Raw genomic sequence first — 13,201 nt, 5'->3', positions numbered from 1 at the left:
GGTGAGGTGACCGTCGGGAGAGGCAAAAATCTGCACCTTCTACATACGACGTCCTACCACCGTATAGTGGTCGGCTTCACATTGCTAGACTTAAGGGGTGACGTCCTACATCTTCCCTCATGTCCCCCGACTCCCAGATGCCGTCCCGGCCGTGGAGCACGTCCTCGCCACCCGCGGCACCGGCGGCTACCGGCAGTACCGCATCCCGGCCCTCGCCGTCACCGCACAAGGAACCCTGCTGGCCGCCTACGATGGCCGGCCCAACCTTGATGACCTGCCAAGCCCCATTGACTTGCTGCTCCGCCGCAGCACGGACAGCGGCCGCACATGGGGCAAGCAGGCGGTGGTCCGCACGGGAAAAGGCCTCGAGGGTTTCGGGGATCCGAGCCTGCTGGTGGACATGGAAACGCAGCGCATCTTTCTCTTCCATGCGGCGGGCACCCGGGCGGGATTCTTCGAAGCCACCGCGGGCCACGATCCGGACGATGAGTACGTCCAGCACTGCGATCTCAGCTTCTCCGACGACGACGGCCTGACCTGGCAGCACCGCAGGATCACCAGCCAACTGAAGAACAGTACTGACCGCCCGGTCACGGGAATCTTTGCTGCTGCCGGCCAGGGCATCCAAATCCATTCAGGACCTTTTACGGGCCGGCTGGTGCAGCAGTTCGTTGTCCTCTGCGAGGGCACCATCATGGCCGCCTCCGCGTACAGCGATGACCACGGAGACTCCTGGACCCTCGGCCAGCCTGTTGGTGAGTGTACGCACGGCTTCAGCCCCAACGAGAACAAGGTGGCTGCACTGGCGGACGGCCGTCTCCTGCTGCACAGCCGCAGCACGCCGCACCGCCTCGCGGCAACATCGGACGACGGCGGTGCCACCTGGAGTGCCTTGAGTCCCGTCGAGGAACTTCCGGATCCGAGCGACAATGGCTCCCTTGCCCGTTTCGACGGCCTGCCCAACGTGGCCGGCCTGGCGGACCGCAGCACCGGCTCGTGGCTGCTGGCCACCAACAACCACGACACAGCCCTGCGGCGGAACACTGTACTCAGCCTGTCAGCGGACAACGGCCGCACGTGGCCGGCAAAACTGGCCCTGTGCCCGGGAAGCTCCGCGTATTCCACGGCAGCCCGGCTCCCCGATGGCAATATCGGCGTCCTGTATGAGCGGCAGGGTTACCGGGACATAGTTTTCGCCTCCGTGCCGCCGGAGCAGCTCACGCAACAACTTGATGCTCCTCCGATGACTGCCTCCGGGGACGGCCCGGGCCTGGAATTCGATATTGAACTGCGCTCCATCACGCCCGGACGCCCTGACACCTGGCTCAACGCGGGCGAATTCCATGTCATGCCGTCCAACCCGGACGGCTGGAACGCCCATACCTGGAAAGAGATTGGCCAGGGATACACCGACGAATCGGCGCAAATCATCGGCACCCGGGAGGCGCAGGACCTGAACTACGGCCCTGTCGCACCCGGTTACAAGGCCGGGGACATCCTGGCTTTCACCGGCAGGGCACGCAACGTCGGCACCCTCCCGGTCACCGCGGTGCGCCTGGACGGCCCCGGCGCTGCCGCGTTCCCTGCCGAGGATCTTCTGCCCGGGGAGGAAGCGCTCTACTTCATGCCCACGCACACTGTGACCGAAGAGGAGGTAAAGCGAGGGTCCGCAGAAGTGGTGTACACGGTCCGGGGCGAGGTGGGTGGCTCCCGCCATTGGACGTCCCGGACCTTTGATTTCGATACTGCCACAGGGGAAATCGGCGTGGAGTACCGCCCCTGGCATTGACCTGCTTACGGCCGGATTGCCGCCGGGTTCCCCGTCCGGCGGCCGCTCCCGGTCAGGACCGCGCTTGGACCAGATCGCACATCTGCTGCAGGCGCCCTGCCCGGTCCTGCACCGACAGGCCCTGCTGTGGAAGCCCGATCTTGAAGCCCGTCATGGCCACCGGACCCGCCGCTGCCAGGCAGCGCTGGACCTCGGCGCGGTTAAGCAGGGAGCTCGGCGGGGCACCATCGACCTCAACAGCGGGGAGGTGGGCGTCAATCCACGGGTAACCGAACTCTGTAGCCTCCGGGGAGCACCCGGAAAACATAACCCCCACGAGGACGCCTGCTTCCCGGGCCTGCAGCAGATGCTCAACCGCGGTGCCCGTGTCCCCTGATTCAATAACCGACCGCGCCCAGTTAACCACGATGCCCACCTGCCCCCACCCTTCGGCCTGGAGGGAGGCGACGACGTTGACCTCCTCATCGAACGGCAGGAACCCTTTCTCCGGCCTGCTGCCCCACCGCAGGGCATCGCAGTGCTCCACGAGCACACGCGTACTGCCCCATTCCCAGTCGAGTACTTCCTTGAGGGACTCCTCAAACAAGAGCGCCGAGGAATACAGGGATGGAGCAGAATGCAGCTCCACCGCCTCCACCCTGTGCCCCTGGCCTGCAAGGCGGGAGGCATAGTCCCGCAACCCTGACACGAACTCAAGTGCCGCCCTCCGTCCTTCGCTGTCCCTGGAGGCGAGGCCGAAAGTGGAAGACTGGCCCACCCGCTTCATGGTCCCGGGAATCGCGGTCACCACCGCGGACCAGTCCTCCGGGGCTCCCGCAGGCCAGGGGCTCCCGCCGTATGGACCGTAGGGCAGTTCCAGTCCCCGGATTGAAGGAATGCAGCCCAGTGCTTGGTAGAAGTTCTGCTGCAGTTCTTCCGGCTGGGCAGGATAAGCGCCGACAATGAGGGACATTTGGACTCCGTGTGTGACTGGGCGAAAGCACTTGACGATGGACTGTGATGGGACTTACAGTTTTACCACGAGCTCGGACGTCCTACATCCGATAAACCTTCTGGAATCGCGAGGCCTTCATGAACATCTCCTCCAAGAACCTGCCGCTGGTCAATGACGCCAGCCGCCGGAACTTCCTCAAGCTGACCGGCGCCATGGGCGTCGCTGCGGCTTTCACCGCCTCAGTCGCTGCGTGCGGCAGCCCGGCAGCCACCACCACCAGCGGAGGCTCCGCCAGCGCCGCTCCGATCAACAAGGACCTCATCATTGAGGCGGGCATCTCCTACGCCCTCTCCACCGGTTTCGATCCCCTGAGCTCCTCGGGCGCCACTCCCATGGCCGCCAACCTGCACATCTTCGAAGGCCTCGTGGAACTGCATCCGGCCACCCGCGAGCCGTACAACGCCCTGGCGGCCGCGGACCCCAAGAAGGTCAACGACACCACCTACCAGGTGACCATCCGCGACGGCGCCAAGTTCCACGACGGATCCCCCGTCACCACCGAGGACGTCGCCTTCTCGTTCACCCGCGTCATGGACCCGGCCAACAAGTCCCTGTTCTCGCAGTTCATCCCGTTCATCCAGGACGTGAAGCCTGTTGATGCCAAGACGGTCGAGTTCACCCTCAAGTACCCCTTCCCCGGCTTCGGCCCCCGCATCTCCGTGGTCAAGGTTGTCCCCAAGGCCTTGGCCACGGACCTCAAAGCCTTCGACGCCGCCCCCGTGGGCACCGGCCCCTACAAGCTGGTCTCTGCCGTCAAGGACGACAAGATCGTGTTCGAGGCGTTCGCCGACTACAACGGCCCCAAGCCGGCGCTGGCCAAGGGCATGACGTGGCTCCTGCTCTCGGATGCCGCAGCCCGCGTCACCGCAGTCCAGTCCGGCCGCGTCCAGGCCATCGAAGACGTCCCGCACCTGGACGTCGACGGGCTCAAGTCCAAGGTCAAAGTTGAATCCGTCCAGTCCTTCGGACTGATGTTCCTCATGTTCAACTGCAACAAGGCCCCGTTCAACAACAAGCTCGTCCGCCAGGCCCTGCACTACGGCCTCGACAAGGACGCCATCATCAAGAAGGCCCTGTTCGGCAACGCGAAAGCGGCCAGCTCCTACTTCCAGGAAGGCCACCCGGACTACGTCAAGGCCAGCAACGTCTACGGCTACGATGCCGGCAAAGCCGAAGAGCTGCTGAAGGAAGCCGGCGTCACCAGCCTGGAGTTCGAACTGCTCACCACGGACACCGCGTGGGTCAAGGATGTGGCCCCGCTGATCCTTGAGTCCTGGAACAAGATCCCCGGGGTTAAGGCCTCCGTCAAGAGCATCCAGTCCGGCGCCCTGTACACGGACCGTGTTGGAACCGGCGACTATTCAGTTGTGGCAGCCCCCGGAGACCCGTCCGTTTTTGGCAATGACGCAGACCTCCTCCTGAGCTGGTTCTACTCAGGAGCCACCTGGATGGACAAGCGCGCCTACTGGACCACCCCTGAGCGCGCCCGGCTGCAGGAACTCATGGACAAAGGCTCCCAGGCCGCCGGGGACGACGCGAAGAAGATCACCGGGGACATCGTCAACCTTGTCTCGGACGAACTTCCGCTGTACCCGATCTTCCACCGCCAGCTGCCCAGCGCGTGGGATGACAAGAAGCTCAACGGCTTCCAGCCCCTGCCCACCACCGGCATGTCGTTCATCGACGTCGGACGCACCTCGTAGGCAGCCCCCAGTGTTGCGAGGCCTGCACTGCGTCCCTGGTTCCCCCGGGAGCACGCAGGGCAGGCCTCGCAAGTTCTTGAACTGCAGCACCCAAACACACCGGAGAATAAATTGGTCACGATATTGCGTCTGCTAGGCCGCAGACTCGCAGCATTGCCATTGATGATCCTGGGCATCACCCTGCTGGTCTTCCTCGTCCTGCAGGCCGCCCCCGGCGATCAGGCAAGCTCGGCACTGGGCGAAGGCGCCAGCGAAGAAGCAAAGCAGCAGTACCGCCAGGAGAACGGGCTGAACGATCCGCTGGTCGTCCAATACTTCGCGTTCCTCGCCAAGCTGCTGCAATTCGACCTCGGAGTCACCACGCCGCCCGCCAAGTCCGTGGCGTCCATGATCGGCTCGGCGTTCCCGCTCACACTCCAGCTGACATTCCTGGGCGTCATCATCGCGGTGGTCCTGTCCCTGGTGTTCGGAATCCTCGGGGCCCTCTACCGTGACAAGTGGCCGGACCAGCTGGTCCGGGTTTTCTCGATAGCCGCAATCGCCACACCATCGTTCTGGCTGGGCATCCTGCTCATCCAGTGGTTCGCCCTCGGCTCCAGCCCCCTGTTCCCCTCGGGCGGAATTGCGACGCCGGAATCAGGTTTCGGCGGATGGCTTAACTCCATGGCACTCCCGGCGCTTGCCCTCGGCATCCCGGTCTCAGCCTCACTGATCCGCGTGGTCCGCACCTCGATGGTGGAGGAACTGGACCGGGACTACGTCCGCACAGCCATCGGCAACGGCGTCCCCTACCGTGAGGTTGTCTCCCGGAACGTCCTTCGCAACGCACTGGTGACTCCGGTGACCGTGCTGGGACTGCGCGTTGGCTACCTGCTGGGCGGCGCCGTCGTGATTGAAATGATCTTCGCCCTGCCCGGCATGGGCCAGCTCATCCTGAACGGCATCACCAACCTGGACGTCAACCTCGTCCAGGGCGTGGTGCTCACCATCTCCGTCACCTTCGTTCTGGTGAACATCGTGGTGGACCTCCTGTACCTGCTTATCAACCCCCGAATCAGGACGGTATAGCCCATGCGCAGCAAACTCGCTGAACGGCTGAGCGCCCCGGGCCTCCGGTTCAAGGCCCTGCCCTGGGGCTCCCGCATCGCTCTCCTCTTCCTCATCGTGATCGTCCTGGCCGCCGTCTTCGCGCCGGTACTCGCCCCGCACGATCCGCTCCAGACCTTCATCCCGGCCACACCCCCGGGCGCCGAGCACTTCTTCGGCACCGACCGGCTGGGACGGGACATCTTCTCGCGCCTGCTGTTCGGCGCACAGTCCTCGCTGCTGATCGGCCTCGGCGCCGTAGCCCTGGCCATCCTCGTGGGCGCCCTGCTGGGCTCCTTCGCAGCGACGTCCAGCAAGGCCGTGAACGAACTGATCATGCGCCTGATGGACATCCTGATGGCCTTCCCCGGCATTGCCCTGGCTGCGGTGCTGCTGGCCGCATTCGGCAATTCGGTTCCCACCATCATCATCGCCATCGCCATCATCTACACCCCGCAACTGGCCCGCGTGGTCCGCGCCAACGTGCTGTCCCAGTACGGCGAAGACTATGTCCGCGCCGAACGCGTGATCGGTGCCGGCCGCTTCTACATCCTCCTCAAGCACATCGTCCGCAACACCGCCGCCCCGGTACTGGTGTTCGCCACGGTGATGGTGGCCGATGCCATCATCCTCGAAGCGTCGCTCTCCTTCCTGGGCGCCGGCGTGCAGGACCCCGCGCCATCATGGGGCAACGTGATCTCCTACGGACGCAACCTGGTGCTCTCCGGCGGCTGGTGGGCCACAACCTTCGCCGGTGCCACCATCCTGCTCACGGTGCTGTCGCTGAACATCCTCGCCGAGGGCCTTACCGACGCCATGGTGAACCCCAGGCTGCGCAAGGCGGCGGCCGTAAAGGACGACGACGGATCAGCTGCGGCTATTGGCGCTGCAGTGGCGGTGGACACGGAAGTTGGCACCTCCGTGGCCCAGTCCTCCGTTGTGGAACAGCACGAGCTCGACGGCGTCCAGGCGGCTCCCGGCGGCGTCCTTACCGAGGAGGACTACAACCAGGCAGCAGTCCTGTCCGATCCGAAGCTTGCCGCGCTGAACCCGCACCTGCTGCTGGATAAGGAACTGGAACTGCTGGCCGCCATCGAAGCCAGGCGCACCGACAGGCTCCCCCAAGTGGAACCGGGCGCCCGCAACGTGCTGGAAGTGCGGAACCTTTCCATCAGGTTCCCCGCCCGCTTTGGTGACATCGCAATCGTGGACAACGTCTCGTTCACGGTCCGCGAAGGCGAGACCATGGGCCTGGTGGGCGAGTCGGGCTGCGGCAAGTCCATCACGTCCCTGGCGGTCATGGGGCTTCTGCCCAAGACGGCAGAGGTCACCGGGTCCATCAAGTTCGACGGCAAGGAACTCCTGGATCCGGCCACGAAGCACAGCAGCATCAAGGCCTACGAAGGCCTCCGTGGTGAACAGATCGCCATGGTCTACCAGGACGCCCTGAGCTCCCTCAACCCGTCCATGAAGATCAAGGACCAGATGGAGCAGCTGACCAGGCGCGGCGGCCGCAAGACCCCCGCCGAGCTGCTGGAGATGGTCAAGCTCGATCCGGTACGGACCCTGGCCAGCTACCCGCACGAGCTTTCCGGCGGGCAGCGCCAGCGCGTGCTGATCGCCATGGCCCTGTCGCGCTCCCCCAAGATCGTGGTGGCCGATGAACCCACCACCGCCCTGGATGTGACCGTCCAGAAACAGGTGGTCGACCTGCTCAACGAGCTGCGCGAGCAGCTCGGATTCGCCATGGTGTTCGTCAGCCACGACCTCGCCCTGGTGGCGTCCCTGGCGCACCGGATCACCGTGATGTACGCCGGCCAGGTGGTGGAATCCGCCCAGGCATCCGAGCTTTTGCGCAATCCCAAACATGAGTACACCCGCGGCCTGCTCGGCGCTGTCCTCTCCATTGAGGCCGACGCCGTCCGCCTGCACCAGATCCCCGGCACCGTTCCCTCACCGCGCGACTTCGCACCGGGCGACCGCTTCGCGCCGCGTTCCCTGCGGTCCGACGCCGATCCCGACCAGAAGCTGGTCCTGACCCCGGTCGGAGCCGCGGGCGGCGGCGATGCCGACCACTACTGGGCAAGCCACCTGAAGGAGGATGCGAAATGAGTGAATCAACCGGCAAGCCGGTCATCGAACTCAAGGACGTCAAGGTCTACCACCAGGCGCGGGGCGGCAAACTCTTCCGGCCCAACATCGTCAAAGCAGTGGACGGCGTCGATTTCACCATCAGCCGCGGCGAAACCGTGGGTATCGTCGGTGAGTCCGGCTGTGGCAAGTCCACGCTGGCGTCAGTGCTCGTGGGGCTCCAGCCCCCGACATCGGGCCAGGTGCTGTTCCACGGCAGGCCCGCCATCAAGCGGAACGCCGCGCTGCGCAAGGAGTTCGGCCGGTCGGTGTCCGTGGTCTTCCAGGATCCGGCCACCGCACTGAACCCGCGCATGACAGTCCAGGACATCCTCACGGATCCCTTGCAGATTCACGGGATCGGTACCGCCGCTTCCCGTGCAGCGAAGGTCAAGGAACTGTTGTCGCTGGTGGGACTGCCGCAGTCCGCAGCCGAAGTGACGCCGTCGCAGGTCTCGGGCGGCCAGCGGCAGCGCGTGGCGATCGCCCGTGCACTGGCCCTGGACCCGGACATCGTTGTGGCCGATGAACCCACCTCGGCACTCGACGTGTCCGTCCGTGCCCAGGTGCTGAACCTGCTCTCTGACCTGAAGACCGAACTGAACCTCGGCATGGTGTTCATCTCGCACGACATCCAGACCGTCCGGTATGTCTCCGACCGCATCTGCGTCATGTACTTCGGCAAGATCGTCGAGCAAGGCAGCGCAGCCCAAGTGTTCGACAACCCCACCAACGACTACACCAAGAAGCTCTTGGGCGCAGCCCCGAGCCTCCTCCACATCTAACACTTCCCTTTATCAGTACCAACCAACGGAGAATTCTGTGTCTACCCAGTTCCAAGGCGTCATCCCGCCCGTCGTCACCCCCCGCCACGCCGACGGCAGCATCGACACGGCGTCGCTGACCAACGTCACCAAGCACCTGCTCGACGGCGGGGTGGCCGGACTCTTCGTCCTTGGCTCCTCCGCCGAGGTTCCGTACATGACCAACGCCGAGCGTGGGCTGGTGGTCAGCACCATCGCCGAAGCCAACGCGTCTGCTGGTGCTGACGCCGTGCCGCTGATCGTCGGCGCCAACGAGCAGACCACCAACCGCGTCATCGAGGAAGCGAAAAAGGTCATCGACCTCGGCGCCGACGCCATCGTGGTCACGTCCATGTACTACGCGATCGGCAACGCATCCGAAACCGAGACGCACTTCCGCGCCGTCCGCGCCGCCGTCGACAAGCCGATCTTCGCTTACGACGTTCCGGTCCGCACGCACTTCAAGCTCCCCACCGACCTGCTGGTCCGGCTGGGCCGTGACGGCGTGATTGCCGGCGTCAAGGACTCCTCCGGCGACGACGTCTCCTTCCGCCAACTGGTGCTGGCGGCCAAGGACATCCCGAACTTCGACATCTTCACAGGCCACGAAGTCGTTGTTGACGGCGCGCTCCTGGGGGGTGCACAGGGCGTGGTGCCCGGCCTGGGCAATGTTGACCCGCGCGGCTACCGGAACCTCTTCGACGCCGCCCAGGCAGGCGACTGGGCCAAGGCCGCATCCGAACAGGACCGCCTTGCCGACCTCTTCGAGATTGTGTACACCCCCAATGGCCGCGTCTCCGGCGGGGCAGCAGGCCTCGGTGCCTTCAAGACGGCCCTGCAGCTCATGGGAATCATCGAATCCAACACCATGAGCGTGCCCATGCCATCCCTCAATGAAACCGAGACCACCGCCATCAAGGTGATCCTGGAACGCAACGGGCTGCTCTAGCCCCGCCCAAGGAAGAGGACAGATGCAGTACGCGATCGGTGTTGACCTGGGCGGCACCAAGACTGCTGCGGGCGTTGTTTCCGCCGCCGACGAGGTCCTGTTCCCGGCGACCATTCCGACGCTGAACCTTGCCGGCAGCGACGCGATCCTCGATGCCACCGCGGGACTGGTCTCATCCCTCATGGGCCGGGCCCGGGCCGAAGACCTGGACGTTGCCGGCGTCGGAGTGGGCTCCGCCGGGGTGATTGATGCCGCGCGCGGCGTGGTGGTGTCCGCCACGGACGCGATCCTTGGCTGGGCCGGGACGGCACTCACTGCCGGGCTGGCAGCACGGCTGGGCCTGCCGCCGTCGTCCATCCAGGCCGTGAACGATGTCCACGCGCACGCACTGGGCGAGTCCTGGGCAGGTGCCGCCGCTGGAACCGCAAGTTCGCTCCTGGTGGCCTTCGGCACCGGCGTCGGGGGAAGCCTGGTGCTGGCCGGGCAGCCGCTCCTGGGGCACCGGTTCGTTGGCGGTCATGTGGGCCACTTCGCCTCACCGTACGCGTTCGACGGCGGCACACCGGTTCCCTGCGTCTGCGGCGGTTCCGGCCATGTCGAGTCCATAGCGTCCGGCCCCGCGGTGCGCGAGACCTACCTGAGGCTCGGCGGCCGGGAGGAGGATGCGGCTGACACGCGCGCCGTCTTCGCACTGGCGGGAGCGGGCGAGACCACGGCCATCAGGGCCATAAAGCTCGGAGCGTCTGCCGCAGGCCAGGCCGTGGGCGGACTAGCCAACGTCCTGGACCCGGAAGTCGTGGTGGTGACCGGCGGACTCGCCGACGCCGGCGAACCCTGGTGGCAACCTATGGAGCACGCCCTCCGGGCTGAACTCCTCCCAGCCCTGGGCGGCATTCCGGTGCTGCACGCCAAGCTCGGCAACGCAGCAGCCATGGTGGGCGCCGGCCGCCTGATCCTCGGCCCAGCACCCCACGGCTCTTGAACCCGCCGCCCACCGAAATCCCCGAAGGAACCCCCCAGTGATCCTGACATCCGAAGCCCTCGAGTCCCTCCGCGGGCAACTCATCGTGTCCTGCCAGGCCTACCCCGGCGAGCCCATGCGCGACCCCCGGACCACGGGGCAGGTTGCCGCCTCCGCCGTCATCGGGGGCGCCGCCGCCGTCAGGGTGCAGGGCCTTTCCGACGTGCAGCACACCCGCTCCGCCGTAGAGGTTCCGGTGATCGGGCTCTGGAAGGACGGCCATGACGGCGTCTTCATCACTCCCACCCTTCGGCACGCCCTGGCAGTGGCCAACGCCGGCGCCCATGTGGTGGCAATCGACGGCACCCGCCGACGCAGGCCGGACGGCCTCACCCTGGCGCAGACGGTAGCCGCTATCCATGCAGAATCCCACGCCCTGGTGATGGCGGACTGCGGCTCCTTCGACGACGCAGCCGCAGCGGTCCACGCCGGCGCAGACCTTGTTGGCACCACACTGTCCGGCTACACCGGCGAGCGTCCCAAAACCTCCGGCCCCGACCTGGACCTGCTCGGGCGCATCGCGGCAGCGGACTTCGGGGTGCCCCTCATTGCCGAGGGCCGCATCCATACTCCCGCCCAGGCACGGCAGGCCCTCGACGCCGGCGCTTTCGCCGTCGTCGTCGGAACAGCGATAACGCACCCGGCCACCATCACCGGCTGGTTCGCCGAGGCCCTGAAATGACCCGCCCGGCGGCCCGGCCGGCTTATGGAGGCAATTGCGCGGCAGCGGCCTTCGTCAGCCACGACCGGCAGGTGAGGGTGCAACTGCGGGACTGATGCCGGACAGTCCGATGTCACAGCTCCATTGAAGGCGGCAGCCGGGATACCAGCCTTATCCGCGCCTTTGACCACCAGAAGGACCTGCCGGGCTTCAAGGATGGTGTCCAGCCCCCGGGTGATGCAGCGGAGGGGTACCTCCGACGGAAAAGGAAGTCCAGGCCGGGAGCCGGACGGCGTCCCTCAGGAGGCGGCAACGTCCTTGAGCTTCAGGCGGATACCGTCGAAGTGGCGCTGGAGGCGCTCTGAGGCAAGGGCCTTGTCCCTGCTGGCTACAGCCTCGTAGATGTCCCAGTGGATCTGAACCTGTTCTTCAAGGTTGACCGGCCCGGAGCCCAACGCCTCATGGATTTGGCGGTATACCTGCCAGAACACGTCCATGAGGTTGATGAGCAGTTCGTTGTTCAGTGGTGCGTAGAGGCGGCGGTGGAACTCGGCGTCGTGCTCGGCGAGGGGTTCGCCCTTGGCTGCGGCATCCTGCATCGACTGCATGGTGGACCGAAGGTCCGCAAGATGCTCCTCCGTCAAAAGGTTGATGGCGGAACCGATGAGGCCGGACTCAAGTGCCTGCCGCACATCGATGAGCTCCATTGCTTCTTCACCCTTGTGCCTGAGCGAGAGCCTGCCACGGAAGGTCAGGCCGGATACCAGGGCGCTGAAGTTATTGGGGGCCACGAACATGCCGAAACCGTGCCTGATCTCTATGACGCCGAGCGCCTGCAAAACCTTGAGGGACTCCCGGACGGTGTTCCGGCCTACACCCAGCTCAGCCGACAGTTCACTCTCGGTGGGCAGGGCGTCACCGACGTCGAGGCCACGTTCCAGGATCAGTTCCATGATGCGCGTTTGAAGGGCCTGGGAACGGATTTGCGCGCTAAACCTTGCCGACGATACCGCTGCGGGTGCTACTGTCACGTCATCTCCTTTGACCGCACTCTGCTGGCGGCCTTCCTCTGCTCACCAGTGTACAGGAGATGGGACGTCCTTTCTCCTGATTGGCTGGCCAATTTTTGCCGTAGCCCTATCCCCCAAGGTGATGGATGGTGAAGGCCGCCAGGAAACCGACGGAGGCCGTAAGGCCCGTGAGGTTGTGGTGCTCCTCGAAGGCCTCAGGGATCATGGTGTCCGCCAGCATGGCCAGGATTCCTCCCGCTGCTATGGCGGTAATAAAGGCCACCACACTGCCTGGAGCGTTCTCCAGCGCCACATACCCGATCAGCGAGGCCACCCCGCAGAGCACCGCAATGCCGCCCCACAAACCGAAAACATAGCGGGCACTCCTGCCGGCTTTCTTCATGCCGGCGCTTCCGGAGAGGCCCTCGGGGACGTTGGAGATGAAGACGGCGGCCATCATCGCCGGGCTGACGGCACCACCTGCCAGCAGTCCAACGCCAAGGACCACGGACTCCGGCACACCGTCCAGCAGCGCGCCCACGGCAATGGCACTGCCGCTGCCCGGGCTGTCGGCTTCCGAGGGCTGCTGGTTGCCGGAACGCTTGCGGTGCTTTGCGCCGGCCCGGGACAGCATCATGTTCGCGCCGACATACACCACAGCGCCTGCCAGGAACCCGGCCACGGTAGGCCACAGCCCGCCGCCCTCCACGGCCTCGCCCACCAGCTCGAAGGCCAGGGCGGAGATCAGCACACCCGCGCCGAAGGACATGATCGAGGAGACCAGCTTGCTCGGCAGGTTCCAGCGCCAGGACAATGCGGCGCCGAGGACCAGGGCAGCTCCTGCCACGGTGCCCCACACCAGGGCCTGCAACCACAACGGCATGTGCACCGCTTCCCGGCTCCCCAGCGGAAGCCACTTGACGTGTTGCCTGCCCCTGATTGCCCGGAGCCGGAGAGCGCTAAACAGCCAGAGTAGTGGAACGCCGCCCGGCGCCAGGAATTGATCTGATCTTGCGGCAAACCTTGCCGTCCGCTGAAGTTGCGGGTCCACGCTG

11 protein-coding genes are annotated in these 13,201 nt (G+C 65.5%); 8 read left to right on the top strand and 3 right to left on the bottom strand.

The window, feature by feature from the left end; all coding sequences use genetic code 11:
* Positions 1-97: 97 nt before the first annotated feature.
* Positions 98-1,789 (top strand): exo-alpha-sialidase, encoded by a 1,692-nt coding sequence (locus tag NFU08_RS02385; RefSeq protein ID WP_251420454.1) that lies wholly within the window; start codon positions 98-100, stop codon positions 1,787-1,789.
* 52 nt (positions 1,790-1,841) lie between these two features.
* Here NFU08_RS02385 and NFU08_RS02380 read toward each other — a convergent pair whose 3' ends face one another.
* Positions 1,842-2,741 carry a DUF4862 family protein gene (locus NFU08_RS02380; RefSeq protein ID WP_251420451.1) on the bottom strand — a complete coding sequence of 300 codons (900 nt, stop codon included), beginning with the start codon at positions 2,739-2,741 and terminating at the stop codon, positions 1,842-1,844.
* Positions 2,742-2,860: 119 nt separating this feature from the next.
* Between NFU08_RS02380 and NFU08_RS02375 the strand changes: the two genes are divergently transcribed.
* From NFU08_RS02375 to NFU08_RS02345, 7 genes are all read left to right on the top strand, one after another.
* Positions 2,861-4,486, top strand: a complete 1,626-nt coding sequence (locus NFU08_RS02375) for an ABC transporter substrate-binding protein (protein WP_251420448.1) — start codon at positions 2,861-2,863, stop codon at positions 4,484-4,486.
* A gap of 111 nt (positions 4,487-4,597) precedes the next feature.
* Complete coding sequence (locus NFU08_RS02370) at positions 4,598-5,554, top strand: ABC transporter permease (protein WP_174175051.1); 957 nt, start codon at positions 4,598-4,600, stop codon at positions 5,552-5,554.
* A 3-nt stretch (positions 5,555-5,557) separates the two neighbouring features.
* Complete coding sequence (locus NFU08_RS02365) at positions 5,558-7,684, top strand: dipeptide/oligopeptide/nickel ABC transporter permease/ATP-binding protein (RefSeq protein ID WP_251420443.1); 2,127 nt, start codon at positions 5,558-5,560, stop codon at positions 7,682-7,684.
* Complete coding sequence (locus tag NFU08_RS02360; RefSeq protein ID WP_251420439.1) at positions 7,681-8,487, top strand: ATP-binding cassette domain-containing protein; 807 nt, start codon at positions 7,681-7,683, stop codon at positions 8,485-8,487. The genes NFU08_RS02365 and NFU08_RS02360 overlap by 4 nt, the downstream gene beginning before the upstream one ends.
* A gap of 37 nt (positions 8,488-8,524) precedes the next feature.
* Positions 8,525-9,454: a dihydrodipicolinate synthase family protein gene (locus NFU08_RS02355; RefSeq protein ID WP_174175057.1), complete on the top strand. Its 930-nt coding sequence runs from the start codon at positions 8,525-8,527 to the stop codon at positions 9,452-9,454.
* 22 nt (positions 9,455-9,476) lie between these two features.
* Complete coding sequence (locus tag NFU08_RS02350; protein ID WP_251420424.1) at positions 9,477-10,436, top strand: ROK family protein; 960 nt, start codon at positions 9,477-9,479, stop codon at positions 10,434-10,436.
* Between the two features lie 37 nt (positions 10,437-10,473).
* Complete coding sequence (locus tag NFU08_RS02345; RefSeq protein WP_174175062.1) at positions 10,474-11,157, top strand: N-acetylmannosamine-6-phosphate 2-epimerase; 684 nt, start codon at positions 10,474-10,476, stop codon at positions 11,155-11,157.
* Positions 11,158-11,435: 278 nt separating this feature from the next.
* Here the strand turns inward: NFU08_RS02345 and NFU08_RS02340 are convergent, their stop codons facing one another.
* Both NFU08_RS02340 and NFU08_RS02335 read right to left on the bottom strand, forming a co-directional pair.
* Positions 11,436-12,167 carry a FadR/GntR family transcriptional regulator gene (locus NFU08_RS02340; protein ID WP_174175064.1) on the bottom strand — a complete coding sequence of 244 codons (732 nt, stop codon included), beginning with the start codon at positions 12,165-12,167 and terminating at the stop codon, positions 11,436-11,438.
* Positions 12,168-12,273: 106 nt separating this feature from the next.
* Positions 12,274-13,029: a ZIP family metal transporter gene (locus tag NFU08_RS02335; RefSeq protein ID WP_174175066.1), complete on the bottom strand. Its 756-nt coding sequence runs from the start codon at positions 13,027-13,029 to the stop codon at positions 12,274-12,276.
* Between the last annotated feature and the right edge of the window lie 172 nt (positions 13,030-13,201).

It is taken from the genome of Pseudarthrobacter sp. NCCP-2145, assembly GCF_023708005.1.
Taxonomy (GTDB): Bacteria; Actinomycetota; Actinomycetes; order Actinomycetales; family Micrococcaceae; genus Arthrobacter; species Arthrobacter oxydans.
Note: the sequence above shows the minus strand (reverse complement) of the source record. Positions and strands in the feature narration are given on the sequence as shown.